The organism is Candidatus Binataceae bacterium (genome assembly GCA_035508495.1).
GTDB lineage: Bacteria > Desulfobacterota > Binatia > Binatales > Binataceae > JASHPB01.
This window is the reverse complement of sequence record DATJMX010000040.1, coordinates 114,621-134,761: the sequence shown is the minus strand read 5'-3', so window position 1 is coordinate 134,761 and position 20,141 is coordinate 114,621. Positions and strand designations below refer to the sequence as shown.

Sequence of the window (20,141 nt, the reverse complement as noted above, 5' to 3'; positions counted from 1 at the left end):
CGGCTGAGGGCATCAAAAATCAACAATCCAAGTCGCGATTAGACACCGTGCCAAATCGCAATCTAATAATGCTGTTCCTGCTTGGAACCTTCAAGAACGCACTTCTGAATCTCGCCTTGCGCCGTGTCATTGTCGACAGGATCCAGATGAGGATGTCCCGTTAGCCATCCCCATTCGAAGTCTTCCTTCACGTAATGCACGCGGGGATCGGGGTCCAACTCGACCCGGTCGTGGTTCTCGGTCGACTCCACCGTGCATGTGACCTTGCCGTATGGGAGGACGAACGCGTGATAGCCGCCCGGTCCGATACGCGCGCTGTCATCACCGCAGGTCACGGCAGGACGCAGGGCAGACGATCCGTAGGCATAGGGTCGATAGACATAGACCACAGAGTTTTTGGGCGGGACCTCGGCGGGCTGGAAAGGCGCGCCCTGCACCGCGCATCCGAGAAAGCACAGACCGAATCCCAGCAGACCTAGCCGCTTCATCGATCCAGCGCGCCGGCCTGCGTGATCGGCTCGCCGGTTGCGGCTTGCGCCAGCCGCGTAGTGTCCTTCTCGAGCTGGTCGTCGATTTTCTGGCGCACGGCGTCGCGCGCCGCGCGTTCGACCTCGGCGTGGGTGGGCTCTTTGTAGAGATTGTACGACTTCGACACGCGCTGCTTGGCGGTGTAGTCGCCGATCACTCGCTCGCCGTCATAAATTGTCAGCGCGGCGAATGCCGTCACGCCATAATCGCCCAGTGGCGCGCCAACATACGTCGCGGGATCGAGCGCGCTCAGCATCCGCGGAACATGGTAGTCGTCGTGAGTCAGCTCTTCGCGGTAGGTAAAAGTGATCGGTGACCTGTTCGATAGCGAGGCCGCGACGACCGGCGGCAGCTCGCTCGGATCGCCCTGGGCGAGTTGAACTCGAAACGGCAGCGGCGCAACTGGGGATGCCGGCGCGGCGGCAAGCTGGGTTTCGGCGGTCGCAGCGACGGCTGGGTTTGGCAGCGGCGTAACCGGATCGACTTTTTGAGCACTGCATCCAGCGAGTAAAGAAATCAGTAGAATTGCGAGCAGCGATTGCTTCATGATCGACAGCCGTAACCTCTTGAACGCCGCTGCCTCAACTCCATGATCATACCACCATGAAGTGGCTGCCGTTCCGCTCGCGCCGCAAGCATCAGGTGCTTGACGACAACGAGGACTTCCTGCTCGTGACCTGGGATTCATGTCGCTTAGATGCCTATCTGCGCGCACAGACGCCGATCCTCGATCAGCATTGCGCGGCGCAACGAGGCTGGGCGATGGGCACGTACACCCTGCCCGCCCATATCGCGATGTTCTACGGATTCCTGCCTCATGTGTTCGAGCCGCTTCCGTTCTACAATCGGCATCTCCAGCAGCTGTGGCGCATCAGCCATCGCAATGTGCACAACCAGCCGCTCGTCACCTTCGAGCCGGGCAGCAACATCGTCACGGGCTTCAGCCGGCGCGGCTATTACACCGTGGGTATCGCCGCGATGGATTGGTTTCGCGATACTGCCGCTTTGCGCGAAGGTTTTCAGCATTTCGAGGTCACCGGTATCGACGCCGAAGAGCAGAATCGTCGCCTCCTTGGCAGCATCGAGCGCGGCGCTCCGTCGCGCGCGTGCTTCGCCTTTATTAATTACGGCGAAACTCACAGTCCGTTTCGCCATCGCGGGATGGCGATGCCCGACGGGGAGGTCGATTCGCGTTACAGCCTGGCCCGAATCTTCAACCAGCGCGGCGTTTTGGAGACGGACTGGAAATTCGACGAGCCCGCCTTCCTGCGGCAGGTCGCGTGCGCGGAGTTCCTGGATGCGCGCACCGGAGAGCTCATCGACTTTTTCCGGGCGCGCGGCCGCCCCACGACGGTCGTCGTTTGTTCCGATCACGGGGAATGTTTCGGTGAAAACGGACTCTTCGGTCATGCCTTCTATCACGAGAAGGTCATGGAAGTTCCGATTCTAATCTTCCGCCTGAATGCGCCGCCATTTCCCGCGCCCGCCGCGGGTTGAACGCGGCCTCGCGAGCGGTAGGACAGCCGAGAACGATCAGCGCAAGAACGATCAGCATGCACAGCGTCTGCGAATGATATTCGAGCAGGATCATGTACCGCGCGCGCCCGAGGATCTCGCGCGTCAGTATCAGCGAGAAAATCACATATATCGACATCGCAACGGCGATCGAGGTCCGCTCGCTGATGCGTCCCAAGGCTTCCGCGACGATGAGATAAATCGCCGGAATCAGAAATACCATGTGCTGAGTCCACGTCACGGGGGACAGCAGCAGGATCAAGACCAGCACGGCACTACTGTCGATTAGCCACTGGCGATCGTCCAGGCCGCGATATGGGGCTCGCCCGCGCCAGCCGCAATATAGTAACAACGCAAGTGATATCAGCGTCGCAATCGGTTCTGCGTATCGATATCTATTTGCCTCCTGCAACGCCGACGCCGCATAGCGAATCGATCCACCGGTGAGATAAAAGATCACCGCCGCGCGCAGCGATTGATTCTGGTATTCCTGCTCGGTGCCGGCCGCGACCGCCGCGACGCCTCCAAACACCTGCCCCAGCGCAACTCGCGTCCATTGCAGCTGAAAATGCATCCACAAGGACGGGCCCAGCCACAGCATCGGCAGCGCGGCCCAGAAGATCGTGGCGGCGATACAAATGCACGCCAGCTTCCACTTGCGCTTCCACATCATGAACGGAATGAACAATCCCGGGGTCACCTTGATCGCGAGCGCGAGCGCGAAGGCGAATCCACTCACCACCGTGCGATTGCGCCACGCCGCGTATATCCCGAATACAATCAGCGCGAGTATCAGAAGATGCAATCCCGCATCGTCGAGATCTCGGATTATGTAGTGGCCGGCAAATACAATCGTGAGAGCGCTCGCGGCGAATCCATGTTCGGCGAATTCAGGCGCCGCCATTCTACGAATCAGAATCAAGGTGGTGACGAGACTTGCGATCGCGATCGCGTATCGAACCACGAACGCAACCGACGCGGGGACCATCGCCAGCGGCGCAAAGAACATCGCCGCCATGGGCATGTATGGGTACTGCAGCCCATTACGATATAGATCGTCGCGCGCGATGAACCGGCGGCCAAACTCGCGCGCGACATCAAGATCGCCAGGATGAAGCGCGCGGCGATGGCAGATCACGATCGCTTGAATTACGATCACAACCGCACAGCCGGCGACAAATATCAGTCTATATTGATTGTGCCGCGCCAAGGGCAGAAAATTTTCGCGCCGCAGTCCGTTCGATCAGCTCATAGTACATTTTCAGATGCGCTTCCCGCGACCATAGCTCCCGGCAGGCGGCATAGCCGCGCTCCGCAAGGTTCTCGCGCAGACTCGAATCACTGGCGATTTTTTCCAGCGCATCGACGAGCTCCTGCCCGCTGTCATACAACAGTCCCCCGCCGCTCTGCTCGACGATTTCGGCTGGCCCACCGATCCGATGCGCAATAACCGGCGTTCGATTAGCCAGGGCTTCAATCGCAACCAGACCAAAGGGTTCCCAGAAAAGCGACGGCACTATACAAGCCAGCGCATGCGCATAGAGCGCTTTCATTCGCGCCTGCGGCACGCTGCCGAGAAATACTATTCGCGGATTCCCCGCGGCTCTCGCGCGCAAGCTTGTTGCTTCGGTTCCGTCGCCTGCGATCAAAAGGTCCGCGCCCTGATTACGCTCCCATGCCGAAATCAGCGTATCGATTCCTTTCAACTTCTCGAGCCGCCCTGCAAACAGGAAGTATGGTTCCACATGCGGGCGCGAAAGCTGACGCGGATCCTGCCCCTCATCGATTTCAGTAAACAGTGGCAGATACTCAAACGGTGCGGAGAAACCACGCTCCGCGTGCAGCCGCGCCGCACACTCGCTCGGCGCGATGAATTGATCGACCTGGGCCGCAGCCCGCTGCAGCGTCCCGAAGTAGCGCCAGATCTGCGGTGGACGGCGCGCCTTCAACACGCAAGTGATACATTCCGGCGATTCGCACAGGCGCTCGTTGAACTTCCAGAGCATATGCGTCGGACATACCAGCCAGTACTCGAGCGCCATGTAGAGTTTTATCATGTCCGCGTTCGGCGCGAGATTCAGAATCTCCGGACCGATCAAGGAAATATTGTGGAACTGGACTACGTCGTAGCTTTTGCCCTGGACGATCTTGTCGATCTGCGCTCGCTTCAAAAACGGTGCGCCAGTCTGTTGCGTCAACAACGGCGACAGTGCACCAAATCCGCTCCGCAGCCCAAAAACATTCAAATTGGGATGCACTGACGGCTCGGGCTTCACCTCGCGATTGCCGGACAGCATCTCGTATGAATCGATACAGTGGATTACATCCACGAGATGTCCATCCCGGGCGAGTGCATTCGCCAGCCGCGATACGTATATCGCGTCGCCTCCGAAGCTGTAAGGAGGATAGAATGTAGTAATATGCAGAAAGCGGAGGGGTGACTGTCTCACTGATTCGCGAGCGCTTCGATGGCGTTGATCAGCTTGCTTGCTTCGGTTTTCCAACTGAGTTTTGTGGCGGCCGCCCGCCCCGCTTCACCCGTTTTGCCTCTCAACTCGGGCGAACTGAGCATTCGAGCCAAAGCCTCACGAAGCGCGCCATCCTGTCGAGGATCGATATACAATGCGCCGGCGCCAAGGATCGCGGGCAAGGGACTCGCCAGTGTCGCAATAACCGGGCATCCGCAGGCCGCGGCTTCGACCGCCGGCAGGCCAAAGCCTTCATTCAGCGACGGCATCACGGTCACTGCGGCGATGTTCAGCAAGTCGACCAGCACTTCATCAGGAACAAAACCGGTAAACCGCACACGATTGGTCAGGGCGCGTTTTCTTACTTCCTCGACCAGCTCTTCATAGCTGACGTGAAATGCATCCGGGTGAGTATCTCCGACCAGTAGCAGATCGATATCGGCGTAAGCCGAATCTCCAATCAGCCCATCAAACTCGTGGACCAGATAGAGAAGATTTTTATGCGGACTGAATCCTCCGAGATGTACTATCACTTTCCGTTCGGGCATGACTCCCAACGCGGCGAGCCTTTCATAGTTCACCTGCAAGCCTTGGATATGACGAAACACCGATGCCGGTGCTTCGCCGACTATCGCGATGCGCTCGGGTGGAACATTCAGATACTCGGTCAGCTGCTTGCGAGCATATTCTGATACGGCGATCAGAGAGTCGGCCGTCCACTTACCGATCGCGACCTTGGTATTCCACAACACGCGCGCCACGCGATCGTGCAGCGCAAGATTAGGCAGCATCTCCGCCGTAGCGTCATGCAGGACGATCATCACTTTGGCGCGTGAGAATACTGGAACGAAGCTGTAGATCGCCGGAAAGAGCATCACGTCGAGCGGCTCGCGCGAAATAGTCCACGATGCGCGAACGAGGTCGGCTATTTTTCGTGCACCGTTGCGAACCGAACGAGAACTCGAAACGATCCGAGTCTCATGCTGCGACGCCAAGTCCGGTGCTGAATCGCGATCAACGAAGAAGATATATCGGTTGCGATTGTCGAGTTCAGTCAGCGCCGAGATAAGACCCCGAGTATGCCGTCCGAAGCCGCGGCGTAGATTCCAGCAGGTTACGTCAACTCCTATTCGGAGCGGACGATTCGATCGATTCGCGCGTACTTCCAACTCGTCGCGATATTGCTCGACAACAGCCCGAGACATTCGATTGTACGATTAGCGCGAAGGGGCAGGTGTAGGCTTGCGGCGAACCATGTAAATTATCACACCGGCAACGAGCCCGCTCAATGAGTAAAGGTAATAAAGTTGTTGCAGCAGAAAACCGCAGACCGCTAATTTCAATCCGCCTTTTTCAAGAAATAAACTATACAATCCCCGATTCAGCGCAATCGCAACCAGCACCAGTATAGCCATAGCTATCCAGCAAAGCGCCGAGCCCAGATTGAATAACAGCCAAAGTAATGCCGCAAACGCTGCGACCGCGACCATCCCCGCGAGACGCTGCTCCCACGAAAAATTCAAATTGCCGGGAAGCTTGCCGTGCTCGAGCCCCAGTATCGCCCAGGGTATGGCGCGCCGCGTAATATCAACTACGAGCAGATTGGCGAGCGTCCATCGCTTCAGATGCGTGACGTGGAGCGCTGGGTGAATGAATATTTTTGCCCCCCGCTCCGCGACGCGCGCTCCGAGCTCCACGTCCTCGATCGACGGAAGAACGAAGCGAGTCTCGTCGAAACCGCCGGCATCGAGAAAGACGTCGCGGCGAATAAATCCGCACGCACCCCAGAACGTCGTCGTTATTCCATCCGAGTTCTGGTGAAAGTAGTGATGCGCAAGATTCTTGAACCGGCTCACGACTGAGTCAACCGCCGGTTCGTCGTCATACGACCCGATCACCGCGTCGGCATCGCGCTCTGCCATTGTCGCCAGGCCGGCTTTGAACAAATCGCGAGCAGGAACAACGTCGGCATCGAGAAACAGCAGGACTGGTGCGCGCGCGGCCCGGGCGCCCGCGTTGCGCGCCGCGGCGACACCGCGATGCTCCCGCAGGCGAATCAACTTCACTTCGCTTCGTTCCGCGATTGCCGCAGTTCCATCGCGCGAGCAGTCGTCGACCACGATTATCTCGCAATCCGCACCGGCCTGCGCCGAAGCGCCATCGAGACACGCGTTGAGCGTGGCCGCCGCGTCGCGCGCGGCGATTACTACGCTCAACCTGGGGGTCGCCTCCTCCATCTCAGATCGTTGGCCGCGAGCCGCCGCGCACCGCGTCAAGGCGCGCGAGCCTTCTGGCAGCATCGCCACGCTTCGCGCATACTGCTTTGCCAATGGCGATGTCGCCGCAGATTCGCATTCTCAAAAATCTGAGACTGCTGCAGATTCTGGCGCTGCTGGTTCCGCAGGGTTTCATAATCACGCTCAACGGTATCGCCGCGCCCTGGATGCTCAAGGATTTCAACCTCTCTGCATCGCAACTCGCGCGCGTCTTTGCCTGTATCGCAATATCGGGCGTCGGGGCACTGCTCCTCACCAGGCTCTTCGACGTGGTTGGCCGCGGCCGGGTGCTGTCGTGGAGTTTATTCGTCTCGGCGGCAGGCGCGATCGGTGCGGCGCTGTCGCGGACTGTCCTGCCCTTCGCACTTTTCGAGATCGCTCTGTTGGCGGCGACGGGTGCGATTGTCGCAGGCGCTCCCGTCGTCATCGCCGAAGTCCTTGCGGCACCCGAGCGCGCGGCCGGGCAAGCGTGGGGCGGAATCGCTCTGGGAGCGGGCGCGGGGGCATGCATGTTCGCGATGCCGATCCTGCTGCGCCTGGGTCTGTCATGGCGTTTTCTGCTCTGGCTCGCCGCGTTACCGATCGTGGCAGTCCCCTGGATGCTGACTGAGAGTTGGCAGTCCCAGTTCTGGCTGCCAATCGAGCACGGATCCGTGATGCCGCGTGAATCGGCGGCGAGCCTGATTCGCCCGCCACATCGGCAGCGCGCTTTGACCTTCATGATTTCGAACATCTTCAGCTCAGTTGCGATCGCGACCGCGAAAAGCTGGAGTTATTTTCACTGCGTATCGAATGTCGGCCTGACACCCGGGGTCTCCAGCGCGATACTCATTTTATCGGGTGGAATTGCACTGGCAGGATTCCCGATTGGCGCTTCGCTTTGCGAGCGGATCGGACGCGTCGGAACCGTGGCGATATTCGCAACTCTCGTCGCTCTCAGCCTGGCCTTCTCGTTTTGGGGACCGCCGCGCAACTATATTCATTCATTTCTCTGGCTATTGGCCGGATTCTCAGTGTTTGGTCTGGCGATGAATGCCACGACCGTCGGCGGCACTACGGCCGCGACGGAACTGTTTCCCACTGGAATGCGCGCAACCGCTGCGGGCGCGATCGCGATCGCCGGCACTGTCGGCCGCGTCGCAGGCCAATCGCTGGTTGCTCTTCTGGCCGCACGGATAGGCGGGGTGTCATTCGTCGTCGGACTCCTGGGTCTATCCGCGATCGGCACCTCTATCTTATTCATCGCATTTGTCGACGAGTCGCGCGGCCTCGCACTCGAAAGCGCAACCGCTGCTATCTAGTCATGCCTTCGTGACGAGTTCCAGCGCGTGAGCGAGAGTTCAATCCCAGCCATGCCACTTAGTGTGCCTTCGGGTGAAACCGTCATTGTCGGCGCCGGTCCCAGCGGCCTCACCGCCGCCTACGAGCTGTGCAAAGCGCGCGCTGCCGTTACGGTGCTGGAAGCGGACCCGGAAAAAGTTGGCGGACTGTCACGTACCGTCGAATACAAGGGTTTCCGTTTCGATATCGGCGGCCATCGCTTTTTCTCCAAGAACTCGCTGGTCGAGGAAATCTGGACCGATATCCTTGGAGAACGAATGCTCGAGCGCGACCGCTTGTCGCGAATCTACTATCGCGGGGTGCTTTTCAAATATCCACTCGAAGTGCTGGACGTGTTGCGCAAATTGGGCCCGCTCGAATCAGCCGCCTGTGTTCTCAGCTACGTCCGGTCGCACTTTTCTTCCGCGAAAGATGTCAGAACCTTCGAAGATTGGGTAACTCGCGCATTCGGCAGGCGATTATATGAAATCTTCTTCAAAACCTATACTGAGAAAGTTTGGGGCATCCCATGCTCGTCGATCAGCGCGGACTGGGCGGCCCAGCGGATTCGCGGTCTGTCGATTCCGGCCTTGTTTAAAGCCGCAATACGATGGCCGGGCAGCAAAGACGCACCCATAATCAAAACTCTAATCGATCGTTTTCGGTATCCCGCACGCGGACCCGGCGAGATGTGGGAAACAATGGCGTCACGGATAACCGCCATGGGCGCGAAGATCAAAATGGGGGAGCGCGCAACCGTGATTGAACGCGACAACCGGCGGGTTATTCGAATCGTGACCGAAGATCCGCAGGGCAATCGCTATAGCTACTCCGGCGATCACTTCATCTCGACGATGCCGATCCGCGCCCTGATCGAAGCGTTCCAACCCGCGGTGCCGCATGAGATATTGCAGGCCGCGCGCGGATTGAGCTACCGCGATTTTATCACCGTCGCACTTGTTCTGAATCGCCCCGAACTATTTCCCGATCAATGGATCTATATCCACGATCCCCAGGTAAAGGTCGGTAGAATTCAGAACTTCAAGAATTGGAGCCCGGCGATGGTCAGCGATTCCCGCTATTCCGTGCTGGGACTCGAATACTTCTGCTTCGATTCCGATCAGATGTGGCGAGCGCCGGACGCCGAGCTGATCGCAATGGCAAAGCGTGAGTTGGCCTTAACCGGGCTCGCGGATGAATCATCAGTCGTGGACGCCGCGGTCGTACGCGAAGTCGCCGCGTATCCTATTTATGATCACGACTATCGCGGGCATGTAGCATCGATTCGAAGGTTCCTCGAACTTGAAGCTCCGAATCTTCAACTTGCGGGCCGCAATGGAATGCACAAGTACAATAACCAGGACCACGCGATGATGACCGGGATCATGGCGGCGCGTAATCTCATGGGTGCGAACTACGATCAATGGCGCGTGAATGCCGACGCGCTCTATCTCGAAGATGATAATGAACCTGGCGATGGCTCCAGGCTAATCCCCATGAGCGTCGCGGCAGACGAAATTCCACCGCCCGGAGACTCCTGAGCGCCCTATTGCGCCGCGCGCGCCCTGACCGAGTCGCACCAGGCTCGATTTTCGAGATACCAGCGGATCGTTCTTCTGAGGCCGTCTTCGAGGGGGGTGGATGCGCGCCAACCCAATTCCCGTTCGATCTTGGCGCAATCCAATGCGTATCGACGATCATGCCCCGGCCGATCCTCTACGAAGGCGCAGAGATCTTGATAACTGCGCTTTCCCGCCGCGGCCAAAGACTCGTTCAGACCCGCGGGCAGGCACTCTTCGAGTATTCGGCAAATCATCATCACTACGTCGATATTTCGGCGCTCGTTGCCTCCTCCGACATTGTAGGCCTCACCGATCTTGCCCTTGGTCAGAATCGCGAGCAGTGCCTCGCAATTATCGCTCACGAATAACCAGTCGCGGACGTTTTCGCCGTCTCCGTATACTGGTATCTGGCGGCCTTCGATCGCATGAAGCACCGTCTTCGGAATCAGCTTTTCTGGATATTGATAGCAGCCGTAATTGTTCGAACAATGCGCAATCATCGCCGGCACACCGTAGGTGTGATTGTACGCCCGAACAAAATGATCAGCCGCGGCCTTCGAAGCAGCATACGGCGAATTGGGCGCATACGGCGCCGATTCGTCGAAGCGGCCCGATGGTCCAAGCGAACCATAGGTTTCATCCGTCGAAATATGCAGCAGGCGAAAATCGCGCCGTCCGGACCCGCTCAAATATGACCGTATCGATTCGAGCAGCGAACAAGTCGCGAGCGCGTTATTCTCGATAAAGTAGCGCGGCCCGTCGATCGATCGATCGACATGCGTCTCAGCCGCAAAATTGATTATCCACCGCGGGCTTCGTTCGTGCAGCAGGTTATCGACGATACTGCGATCGCCAATGTCTCCCGCCACGAACTGATATCGTGAATTGCGCTCGCAGTCGGCAAGGTTAAGCAGCGAACCGGCGTATGTGAGTTTATCGAGAACAATAACTTCCGCGTTCGTGCGCGCAAGTGCCAGGCGCGCGAAGTTGGAGCCGATAAACCCGGCGCCACCGCATATGAGCATCGAGTCCATAAGACGGCTCAACGCTTGCCGATCCGTCCAAGCATTGCCGAGAAACCCCGCGCGGCAGGTTTCACGCAGGCTACGTGTATTCCTTGAAAGAGACGATTCTCCTCGTATAGCGCGACGCCTGTCAGGCGCGGCAAAAGCTCGTCCGGCTGCAAGTTTCGATAATAACTATCGACCGCACAGTCCAGTTCATGCGGCTTGCGGTCGAACGCGGCGGTCGTCAGCATCAGGAGGCCACCAGGTTTGAGAACGCGGTACATCGTATCGAGAGTCAGCGACCAGTGGACATCATGCTCTAGGCATTCAGTCGACACCACCACATCGAACGACGAATCGGCGAAGTTCAACTCGTGGGCAAATCCCACCACGTCGACACCGGGACCCGGCCGCCAGTCGCAGCCCACGTATTCGCAGCCCTCAAAGAACGCGCGCGGTGAACCATTGATGATATAGCTGCCGATCTCCAGGACGCGGCGCCGCTTGAAGTGCTCGGGCATCGCCTTTTTTACGCGCCCTAGAAAATCCAGGACCTCTTCATGCATTCCTTTTCTGTCCTTGGTCCGAATCAGGCTTAATAGTCTTTGAGCTCTCGCAGTACCCGCAGCGTCGGCTGCTCCGGCTGCACGTCGACTGCTTTTAACTTGAGATCGCTCCCATCAGGAGTCAGGAGCCGGAACTTGATCTCATTCCATGTCGGATTTTCAAAACTAAATTCGAATGTCGACTCGTTTGAATCGCGCGCAGCGAGAGTAAGTTTCTCTCCAAGTAACGACTTTGATTCATTGAATCTATCTTCGTGCTCCTTGGCATGGTCAATCGCGTGCACGTCAAACATCGATGGGTTGCTTCCCGATTCACCTTCAACGGTTATCGCAACATTGTATCTGCCAGGAGGATACGGACGCGCCCGGGTGAAGAAAATCCTTCCGTAGCCGGCAGCGCATCGATGGCAACGTCGCGATTGTACGGCCATTCCCGAGTAGTGAAAAAAGATCGGCGCTACGATAGCGGCAAACTCGGCGGCCGACTGAGACCCTCCGCGTTGCATCAGCAGCACGCCATGCTCATTCGATTTGGCGGCGTATCCCTGCTCGAGGCCCAGTCGCAAAGCCATGCGCCGATGTTCCTCGCGATTCAGCGGATATTCGTACCGGTCGTCAGCCAGGTCCATCATGACGAAATCAGCATTGTTGACGATCGGCAGAAAACTGAGATTTCGGCGATGCGCCAGATGGGCCACCAGCGTGTCATCGCCCGCTAGCGATGCGTCGGCGGGCAACCGGTTTCGAATTTCCGCGAACGATGCGATATCGGTTCCCGGCTTTGGAGATTTCAGGTACCGGAGCGGGTTCATTCCGAACGCACCACCTGCGACGAGAACCACCGTCACAAGTAAATCCTGAAGACTCACATAAGGGATCTGTCGATGCAGAAGCGTAAACCTTTTCGACCAGTATGAGAGTTTCTGGTTTACTTGATCGTAACTGACTGAGACCGAAAGATTTTTGGTTAGACTCTCGATGGAGTAGATCGACGCGCCGAAGAGAAACGGCGTCATCAGGGCTGAATAATGGAATTCGAGCGAAAATTCGGGAGCGAGACCGCTCAGAAGGATCCGCAGAAAGGTCGGTAATATCGGGATGAGATGTACGGGTGTGAGCAGCGGCAGGAAAGCCACCGAGCCAAACAGAACGCACAGGTAGCCGAGCTTCGCCAGCGTAAATATATGAGCGACGACATAGATTGGATGCCGGATCAGATTCCAGAGCATTCCCGGAATCGACACGCCCAGGTAGCTGTAGCGATCGGCATAGGGTCCCGGCCGCCCTCTGAAGTAGGGCAGGACAACGTTGTAGTCAATGAGAAATACCAGCAGGCCGATCGCAATCAACGATACAGCAAGAGACGACTTGCCGCGGCGGATCCAGATGTAAACACCGAATGCGGCGACAATAAGTGCGACTTCTTCTTTGCAGAGCATCGCCCCGAGCAGCGTCAACACGAAAGGCACATCGCGCTCATGCTCACAATAGTAAAGCCCAAATGCCAGCAGCGGAACCGCAAATGCTATTTCATGAAAATCAAAGAATGCCGCCCCGAGAATCGCCTGGTTGAAGAAGTAAACGACCAGCAAAACAAGCGCGGCACGGGATTCGAGCTTCTCCTTCGCGAGCCAGTATATTGGGATTGCCGACGCCGCCAGCGCGAACGATTGCGCGATGAGCAGGGCTTTTGCACTTGGAAAGAGCCCGTAAACCGGTGTCAGCAGAAGGAGAATCGGCGAGACATGCTCGCCCAGGAAATTTCGCTGAAGCAGCGAACTGTACAGCATTCGACCGTGGATAGTATTCCACATCACGTTGTCGAAGATCGCGAGATCGGTATGCGAGTTGATCGAGTCGTGCTTGTGAATCGACAGCCAACTCAGCATCGCACCATCGAGCAAGATGAGCGCGAGTGGTCCTTTTTCGGCGACAGACTTCGGCCACGAATACCCTTTTGCCGCCAGATACGGCAGCGCGAGCTGATATCCGAGGAAGAGACAAAGCAGAATCGGCAGGGGCGGATCGACGTACGGCAGCCCGATCGCCGCGCCGAGCCGCGGGGTGATTGGTGCAAAAATGAGAAACAACCCGACGATCGCGAGCAGGCAGGCTGCGGCAAATTCGGCGCCTTCCGCGCCACCAGCTTTTAGCGCCGATTCGGACATTCGCCACTATTCGAAACAATTTCGATCCGCGGCGTAAACTGATAGACCTCGCCGCGGCGATGAAGATTCTCTGGATATGCGGCTCGTCGATCGTTGGCGGTGCCGAGCGCGTCTGCATCCAGATTCTCGAGTTGTTGAGCAAGAGCTCGCATTCGATAGCAGCTTTATTGCGCCGCGAAAGCCCGGTCGTAGAGGAAATCCAAAATTTTGCGCATCCGATTTACCATGCGTCGCTCAAGGGTTCGCTGGATATCGGTTCCTTTGTAGCGATCACTCGCAGTGTCCGCGCGTTCCGCCCCGACGTGATATTGGTGACCACGCCGGACGAATGGGTTTGGGCGGCCCTGGTTCCCCGCGGGATTATCAAGGTGCCCCTAGTCTTCACGCGCCAGATGACACTGCGTCTGTCGGCCGGCGTGCGATGGCTTGCCGATCAGCGCGCAACTGCGGTTATCGCGGGTAGCGAGGCTATCCGGATGGCTCTGCTCGGGCGGGCGGGAGTCCGCGCTCAACTGATTCATGTCGTCCACAATCCAGTGCGGCTGCGAGTATGCGACAAAGTTCCCGATGCTGAGGAACGGATCGTAAATCGGGAGGCACTTGGCCTTGGGCGAGATGGAAGATGGATCGGATTCTTCGGTGGCAACGATCCGCAGAAGGGAATCGGAGATCTGCTCGATGCAGCACGGCGCGTGCGGAGCACCGGCACCGATTTGAGACTTCTCATTTGCGGGCGAATCGACTTGCGTAAAAGCAAAACCGTACCCGACTGGCTATTGGAGTTCGGCCTCTCGGAACTTGCGCACTATCATCCGAACGTTCCCGACGTGGCAGCGGCAATGCGTTCCGTTGAGGCTGTGATCGTCGCGACGCGCAGCAGCCTCGGCGAGGGACTGCCGCTCACTGCGCTCGAGGCGCTGGCCTGCGGCACGCCGGTAATCGGGTATGCAACGCCCGGGCTGGTCGAGGCGCTCGGCGATGTCGGCATTGTTGCCAAACCCGACGATTCGGCCGACCTTGCCCGAGCGATCGCGGCGTTGCTATCGGACGCACGCCAAGCATCCGAGATCGGCGCGGCGGGATTGATCCGCGCGCGTGACAACTTCGATCCGATGCGCGCGGCACTTGAGTACGAACGCATCCTGGCTGCGGCTGTTGAATCGGCCAGCCACTAAACCGTCACAGCACGGACGAAGCGATCTTTGGCGGAGTATCGAGCAGCGACACCTGCTCGGAAAATAGCCGCGCAAACGCCGGACAGCTTTCGAGCAACTGCGCCGCAGGACCATCTCCGACTACGCGGCCATCCGCAAGCACGACCACCCGTGGGAAACGAATCACCGTCGCCAAACGATGCGTCATCAGGATTGCGGTGCGGTCCGCCAGCCAAGATTCCATCCGCGAAAAAATTGCGTTTTCGGTTTCGGTGTCGATTGCGCTGGTCGATTCATCTAGTACCAGCACGGCGGGATTGCGGACGATCGCGCGGGCGAGTGCGATGCGTTGTTGCTGGCCGCCGGACAGATTGCGGCCACTTTCCGTGAGATAGGTATCCAGGCCGGCGGGCAGCGTGGCGACGAATTGGTCGAGGCTTGCGAGCGTGACTGCAACGCGCACCGCCTCGAGGCTCGCACCCGGCGAACCATAGCGAATATTTTCGAGCACCGAGCCGCTGAAAATGAAGGGTTTCTGCTCGATCACGCAGATCGCGCGACGCAGTTGCGACAATCGCAGGGATCGCGTGTCCGTGCCGTCAAGCAGGATTCGTCCCTCGAGCGGGTCTGCGAAGCGCACCAGGAGACTGGCAAGCGTGCTTTTGCCGCCGCCGCTCGCGCCAACGATCGCGACGGTCTCGCGCGAGCCGATGCTCAGTTGGAACTCGCGCAATATCGGATGCCCGGCGACATAGCTGAAACTTACGTCGCTGAATTCCAGCTCGCCGCGCATCGGCTCGGGCAGCGCGAGCGAGCCTTCCGTCTCAGGCGCGGAGATATCGATCACGTCGAACACCCGCACCGCGGATGCCAGCGCGCGCTGCAAGAGGCCGTGAACTTCACTCAGGCGGCGCAGCGGTTCGACAGTTTGCACCGCGTAGAGGCAGAAGGCGAGCAGCGCGCCCGGCGTCGAGCGGCCGCTTGCGATCTTGCTGGTTCCGTACCAGGTCGCAATGAGGAGCGCCGCCGCGGTGATCGCCCACACGCCCGTGGTCATCGAGGCCAGCCAGAGCTGACTGCGCATCACGTGATGCCGATAGCTGGTATCGATGGATACGAATCGTTCGCGTTCGGCGGACTCGGTTTGAAAACCTTTGATCGTGCTCAAGCCGGCGAGCTGCTCGGTGAGTGTCGCGCTCAGCTCTCCGATTTCGCGCTGCGCGGCGGCGCTGCGGCGCCTGATGAACCCGCCGAAGTAGCTCAGCACGCCGCCGACGATCGGTCCCGCGACCGCGATCATCATTGCTAACTGCCAGTCGAGTCGGAACAACATCACCAGCGCGCCGACCAGCACCACGCTTTCGCCGATCCAGCGGCGGAGGATCTCGCGCACGAACTGGCTCATCGAAAGCGCGTCGTTGAACATGCGCGACATCAGCTCGCCGATTTGAAAGCGGCGCACCGACGAAAGTTCAACTTCGAGCAGCCGCCGCTGCGCGCGATCGCGCAAGTCCTGCACCAGGTGCTGGTCGAGGCTCTGGAGAACGTAGCGCGAGCTGAAGAGCGCACCTACCAGCACCGTGGCCGCGAAGCTCGCCTGGCGCACGAGATGCGCCATCGCCGCGCGATCGCCGGTCTTCAACGGACCATCGGTCCACAGCTTCGCGATCCAGGTCAGATAGAGCTGGGCGCCGCCGAGCGCGCCCAAGGTCAGGGCGATCAGAATGATATGGCCGCGAAAGCGCAGGCATTCCCTGACCAGTCGCAAGAAGACGGACGAGGACGGCGGCGAATCTTCGCGATCGCGGCCGCCGATCAAGGAGGGCAGCGTCACAAAAAAACGTTTCCAGTGCAGTACCGTGTCCCAGTAAAAGCGCCGCCAGCGTTTTCGCGCCTGGGGGTCGCGCGGAGTTTGGGCGATAAGCGACGCAACCCGCCGCAGGCTGCGGCCGGTCTGGCGATACAGGTCGGCGACAATTCGCCGCAGCGGCCAGAGCTCGACGGTGACCTGCGTCATGCCACGCTCTTTGCACGCACCCAGGCGCTTGTGGCCGTCGGCGAGAAAATAACGCCCGGCAATGCGGACGATCGACAGCGGCGGAAATTTCGCGCCGTTGTCCATCGCCGCGCGATACTCGGCGATTTTCTCGGGAGCATGAGTCGAGCTCAGCAAATCGATTATCGAATCAATCGGAAAGACCCTGGTCTCGAATTCCGCGAGCGACGAGTCGAAGCAATCCGGCCCGGAGCCGGCCGGCGCGGCGCGATTAGTCGATGGTTGCAAGGTGCTCGACACTTTACGAATAGTCAGTCGAATTATCTATTGCGTTCAAAGCGTCATCGGATGACCGCTGAACGATTCGACTATCGATACCGGCGCCGATTGAGCAGCCACCAATGCGGTGCGAGGCACGAAAAATGATTGCTCAAGCGCGTACTGACCTTCCAGAACCGCGTGGGGCACTGCATCGGTAAAAACCAGCCAGCTCGCGCCGGGTTCGAACTCGTGCCGGTACTTTCTGCATCGCGCCTGGAATGAGCCGCTGCTTTTCATACGGGCATGCAAATCGAGCATCACGCGATCGTAAGGCGAGCGGTCAGGAATTTTGAATCCAGCCAGTTTCGCAAGATGGACGAGGCGCGCGGCCGCGCGGGCCGGCCTCGACTCGGCGTGGCCGATCGCGCCGCGAACCATCGCGGCGAACTCATGGTCGCGTTCCAGCACCGGCATCGGGTCGGATGTCATCCAGATTCGCGGCCGCTGCGGATGGATGTTGGTGAACATCCTGAGAATTCGCGCGCCATTGCCGGGCCTGCCGGGAAACGCATCGAGGTGCAACAGATCGTTGCGCGAGTTCGGCGAGAGATCGCGATTACGCTCCTCGATCGGGCGAAAGCTGCACAGCTCGATTCGCCAGCTCTCGGCATAGGGCGCGAGCAAGCCGGCGCAGAAGCCAATCGCTGCCGCGCTGTATCCTTTGAGCGCCGATCGAATCGCCCCGGCCGAGCCGCCGCGCAAGCCCTGGAGCTTTTGCGACGCCGGCGAATAAGAAACGTTCTTGTGCGCGACCTCGCCGGCCCGCACAGCCAACAGCGAGGCGCGCGCAGAATCGGCGACGAGCGCCTGCGAATCCCTGAAGAGCAGAATCTCGCCATGCTCGAGCTGCTCGCAATACCATCGCGAGCGAATTGCCGCCGGCGTGGTCCGAACCCAGCCCGCTGCCGAATAGTCAGTTACGTCGATCAACGGCAGGTTACTTTTCTTCGCCCATCAGGAATATCGAAATAGCAATCGAGCCGAACAGGATATTCGGCAACCATGCCGCGGGCCAGGGCGGCAGGATACCGGACTTGCCAAACGACATCGTGAACCCGAGCACCAGCCAATAGCCAAACCCGGCGGCGAGGGCGTACCCGATATTGCGCGCGAGGCCCGCCTGGCGCGGCAACGGATCAAGACTGAGCGCGAAACCGATGGCCGCCAGTATCAGGCACGATACCGGCATCGCATATTTCAGGTCGCGGTCCGCAACATAGCGCTGCGCGTTCAGCCCGACGCGCCGCAAACCGCGAATGAATTGACTCAGCTCCGCGAGACTGAAGTCGTCGGGACTCACCTTCTGGGGATTTTCAAGGTCAGACGGCAGGAGGTCGAAATTCATGTCCTGATCGGTGCGATGCCAACCGGGGTTACCGAGATCACCGATGGCGATGGAGTGAACGTTCTCGAAGCGCCATTTCCGGCCGGTCCAGGTAGCACTATCAACGAGGGTCACGGCGCGCAGTTCCGACGAACCGTCAAATCGAAATATAGTCAGATCGCTGAGTTCCTTGCGCGCCGAATTGTAGTCCTCGGCCACGATAAATGCATTGCGGGTGCGGAACCAGCTTTCGCCGCCGACGTGACGCCGGTCGTGAGCACGAATCCTCCTGGTCAAGACCTGTTCGGCGCAGCGATTGGTCGCCGGCACGATCGTTTCCGAAACCGCAAAGTCGAATATGGTCGCGCCGATCGCGATGAGTACGAGCGGGATCGCGATCTGGAGCCGGCTGATGCCGAGGGCCTGCATCGCGATTACTTCGCCGGTCCGATTCATCATCGCAAAGCCGAACATCACCCCGGCCAGCAATGACACCGGCATGAGCTTGGTCACGATGAAAGGGATGCGCAGGCCGAGATACTCAATTCCGGCCAGCGCGGCGGAGTTCGCGGTGATGTTATTGAACTGATCGGCCGCGTCGGCGAGCAGATGCACGAGGGTGAAGGCCGCCACCACGAGCATAAACGGCTCGAGCAATCCGCGGAACACGAGCCCGAAGGCGGTTGGCGGTGCGATTCGCCTCATCAACTCGCGGCTCCGGCGCCCGGCAGCAGCCCATCCATCCAGCGCCGCAGCCGGTAGGAGATCGATTCGCCATGCTCACCGCGATCGAGAACGGTGCGGCGAAATGGAGCAATCGCGATCGCGATGAAGAGCAGGTCAGGCACGCTGGCTCCCACGTAAGTCTCGATCACATGCGCCTGCGCAAACGCCTCACCCGCGCGCATCAGCACGTAGTACACGAAGAACAGCATCAGGGCGAAAGCGAATCTTTCCGAACGGCCGCCGCGAACGGGAGTGAGTCCGAGTGTCATGCCGAGAAGCGCAAACGGAAAGATCGCGATCGGAATCGTCCATCGATGCGCCATCTCGATCTCTGCGGGAATGTCCGGATGGCCGGCGTGGCGCGCGCGCTTGATTTGATGCCACAACGCCACGGTCGTCAGTTCCAGCGGCAGCGGCTGCGCGTACCTGAGGCCTTCCTTGGGCGTCATCGCAATATCGTAAGTATCGAACTGCACGACGTGGCGCGCGTCGCGCGACTTGTCGCCGCCGTAGATCCATCCGTCGCGCAAACGCATCGTAACCGCGAGGTCGCCCGGATGCGGCACAAGCAGACCGCTGCGGGCGAATATGATCGAGCGCGCGGAAGGATTGCGATTGTCGGAGATCAGTACATTGACCAGCTTGGTGCCGGGCGGTTCGGCGCGATCGAAGTACACCACCATGCCGTCGAAGTTGCGATTGAACACCTTCTCCGGCAGCCCGGCCGTCGCCCGCGTATGCATCAGGTCGACGAGCTCGCCGCGCAGCTTCACGTTCGCGGCCGGCGCGATCTTCATCGCCGTCAGCATCTCGATTGGATAGATCGCCGCGGCGACCACGATTACCGGCAGCGCGATGCGCCCGAAGCTGACGCCGCACGCGCGCGCCGCGATGATTTCCTGGTCGCCCGAGAGCCGCCCGATACCGAGCATCGTGCCGAGCAGCACCGCCATCGGCAGGCTCAGCGCGATCAGGCTGGGCATCAGGTATCCGAGCAGCGCGAGCACCTCGGTCGCGGCCACGCCCTGGTTGACGATCAGGTCGATCAGCTTGAGCAATCGCGCGACCACCAGCACCAGCGTTATGACGCCGAGGCTTATCGCGATCGGCACGGCAACTTCGCGCGCGACATAGCGATCGAGGATTTTCGAGCGAACTATCACGAAAACTGTAGCGGCCGATCGTCGATGCGGCGGGCGCGGCTACTTGA

General features: G+C 59.3%; 17 protein-coding genes. 4 read left to right on the top strand and 13 right to left on the bottom strand.

Translation table 11 applies throughout. The features are described 5' to 3' along the window. Positions 1-62: 62 nt before the first annotated feature. Both VMA09_13730 and VMA09_13725 read right to left on the bottom strand, forming a co-directional pair. A complete protein-coding gene (locus tag VMA09_13730) occupies positions 63-488 on the bottom strand; it encodes a hypothetical protein (protein HUA34662.1) in 426 nt (141 codons plus the stop codon). Beyond that, positions 485-1,075 (bottom strand): hypothetical protein, encoded by a 591-nt coding sequence (locus tag VMA09_13725; protein HUA34661.1) that lies wholly within the window; start codon positions 1,073-1,075, stop codon positions 485-487. The genes VMA09_13730 and VMA09_13725 overlap by 4 nt, the downstream gene beginning before the upstream one ends. Before the next feature lie 56 nt (positions 1,076-1,131). Between VMA09_13725 and VMA09_13720 the strand changes: the two genes are divergently transcribed. After that, on the top strand, positions 1,132-2,025 hold the full coding sequence (locus tag VMA09_13720) for a hypothetical protein (GenBank protein ID HUA34660.1): 894 nt from the start codon (positions 1,132-1,134) through the stop codon (positions 2,023-2,025). Here the strand turns inward: VMA09_13720 and VMA09_13715 are convergent. The 4 genes from VMA09_13715 to VMA09_13700 are packed head-to-tail and all read right to left on the bottom strand — an operon-like array spanning position 1,958 to position 6,727. Beyond that, the gene (locus VMA09_13715; protein HUA34659.1) at positions 1,958-3,202 is read right to left on the bottom strand and encodes a glycosyltransferase family 87 protein; all 1,245 of its coding nucleotides are present in this window, start codon (positions 3,200-3,202) and stop codon (positions 1,958-1,960) included. The two genes, VMA09_13720 and VMA09_13715, sit on opposite strands and share 68 nt — an antisense overlap. A 28-nt stretch (positions 3,203-3,230) precedes the next feature. Then, positions 3,231-4,493 carry a glycosyltransferase family 4 protein gene (locus tag VMA09_13710; GenBank protein HUA34658.1) on the bottom strand — a complete coding sequence of 421 codons (1,263 nt, stop codon included), beginning with the start codon at positions 4,491-4,493 and terminating at the stop codon, positions 3,231-3,233. After that, positions 4,490-5,716, bottom strand: a complete 1,227-nt coding sequence (locus VMA09_13705; protein ID HUA34657.1) for a glycosyltransferase family 1 protein — start codon at positions 5,714-5,716, stop codon at positions 4,490-4,492. The genes VMA09_13710 and VMA09_13705 overlap by 4 nt, the downstream gene beginning before the upstream one ends. Positions 5,717-5,728: 12 nt before the next feature. After that, on the bottom strand, positions 5,729-6,727 hold the full coding sequence (locus tag VMA09_13700; GenBank protein HUA34656.1) for a glycosyltransferase family 2 protein: 999 nt from the start codon (positions 6,725-6,727) through the stop codon (positions 5,729-5,731). A 113-nt stretch (positions 6,728-6,840) separates the two neighbouring features. Between VMA09_13700 and VMA09_13695 the strand changes: the two genes are divergently transcribed. Continuing rightward, positions 6,841-8,088, top strand: a complete 1,248-nt coding sequence (locus VMA09_13695) for an MFS transporter (GenBank protein HUA34655.1) — start codon at positions 6,841-6,843, stop codon at positions 8,086-8,088. A gap of 51 nt (positions 8,089-8,139) precedes the next feature. Next, positions 8,140-9,648: an NAD(P)/FAD-dependent oxidoreductase gene (locus VMA09_13690; GenBank protein HUA34654.1), complete on the top strand. Its 1,509-nt coding sequence runs from the start codon at positions 8,140-8,142 to the stop codon at positions 9,646-9,648. Positions 9,649-9,653: 5 nt separating this feature from the next. On the opposite strand, the gene rfbB is transcribed toward VMA09_13690, so the two are convergent. From rfbB to VMA09_13675, 3 genes are read right to left on the bottom strand one after another with little or no spacing between them, the layout of a single operon-like run. Then, positions 9,654-10,703 carry a dTDP-glucose 4,6-dehydratase gene (gene rfbB, locus VMA09_13685; GenBank protein HUA34653.1) on the bottom strand — a complete coding sequence of 350 codons (1,050 nt, stop codon included), beginning with the start codon at positions 10,701-10,703 and terminating at the stop codon, positions 9,654-9,656. Between the two features lie 8 nt (positions 10,704-10,711). Continuing rightward, on the bottom strand, positions 10,712-11,242 hold the full coding sequence (locus VMA09_13680; GenBank protein ID HUA34652.1) for a methyltransferase domain-containing protein: 531 nt from the start codon (positions 11,240-11,242) through the stop codon (positions 10,712-10,714). Between the two features lie 29 nt (positions 11,243-11,271). Further along, on the bottom strand, positions 11,272-13,032 hold the full coding sequence (locus VMA09_13675) for a DUF2079 domain-containing protein (protein ID HUA34651.1): 1,761 nt from the start codon (positions 13,030-13,032) through the stop codon (positions 11,272-11,274). A gap of 437 nt (positions 13,033-13,469) precedes the next feature. Here VMA09_13675 and VMA09_13670 point away from each other — a divergent pair, with 437 nt between their 5' ends. After that, on the top strand, positions 13,470-14,585 hold the full coding sequence (locus VMA09_13670) for a glycosyltransferase family 4 protein (protein ID HUA34650.1): 1,116 nt from the start codon (positions 13,470-13,472) through the stop codon (positions 14,583-14,585). A 4-nt stretch (positions 14,586-14,589) separates the two neighbouring features. Here VMA09_13670 and VMA09_13665 read toward each other — a convergent pair whose 3' ends face one another. Genes VMA09_13665 through lptF form a run of 4 tightly spaced genes read right to left on the bottom strand, consistent with a single transcriptional unit; the run spans position 14,590 to position 20,094 of the window. Beyond that, complete coding sequence (locus VMA09_13665; GenBank protein HUA34649.1) at positions 14,590-16,860, bottom strand: ABC transporter transmembrane domain-containing protein; 2,271 nt, start codon at positions 16,858-16,860, stop codon at positions 14,590-14,592. A gap of 33 nt (positions 16,861-16,893) precedes the next feature. After that, positions 16,894-17,811: a Kdo hydroxylase family protein gene (locus tag VMA09_13660; GenBank protein HUA34648.1), complete on the bottom strand. Its 918-nt coding sequence runs from the start codon at positions 17,809-17,811 to the stop codon at positions 16,894-16,896. Between the two features lie 7 nt (positions 17,812-17,818). Continuing rightward, on the bottom strand, positions 17,819-18,910 hold the full coding sequence (locus VMA09_13655; GenBank protein HUA34647.1) for an LptF/LptG family permease: 1,092 nt from the start codon (positions 18,908-18,910) through the stop codon (positions 17,819-17,821). After that, on the bottom strand, positions 18,910-20,094 hold the full coding sequence (gene lptF / locus VMA09_13650; protein ID HUA34646.1) for an LPS export ABC transporter permease LptF: 1,185 nt from the start codon (positions 20,092-20,094) through the stop codon (positions 18,910-18,912). Before lptF ends, VMA09_13655 begins: the two co-directional genes overlap by 1 nt. Positions 20,095-20,141: the final 47 nt, after the last annotated feature.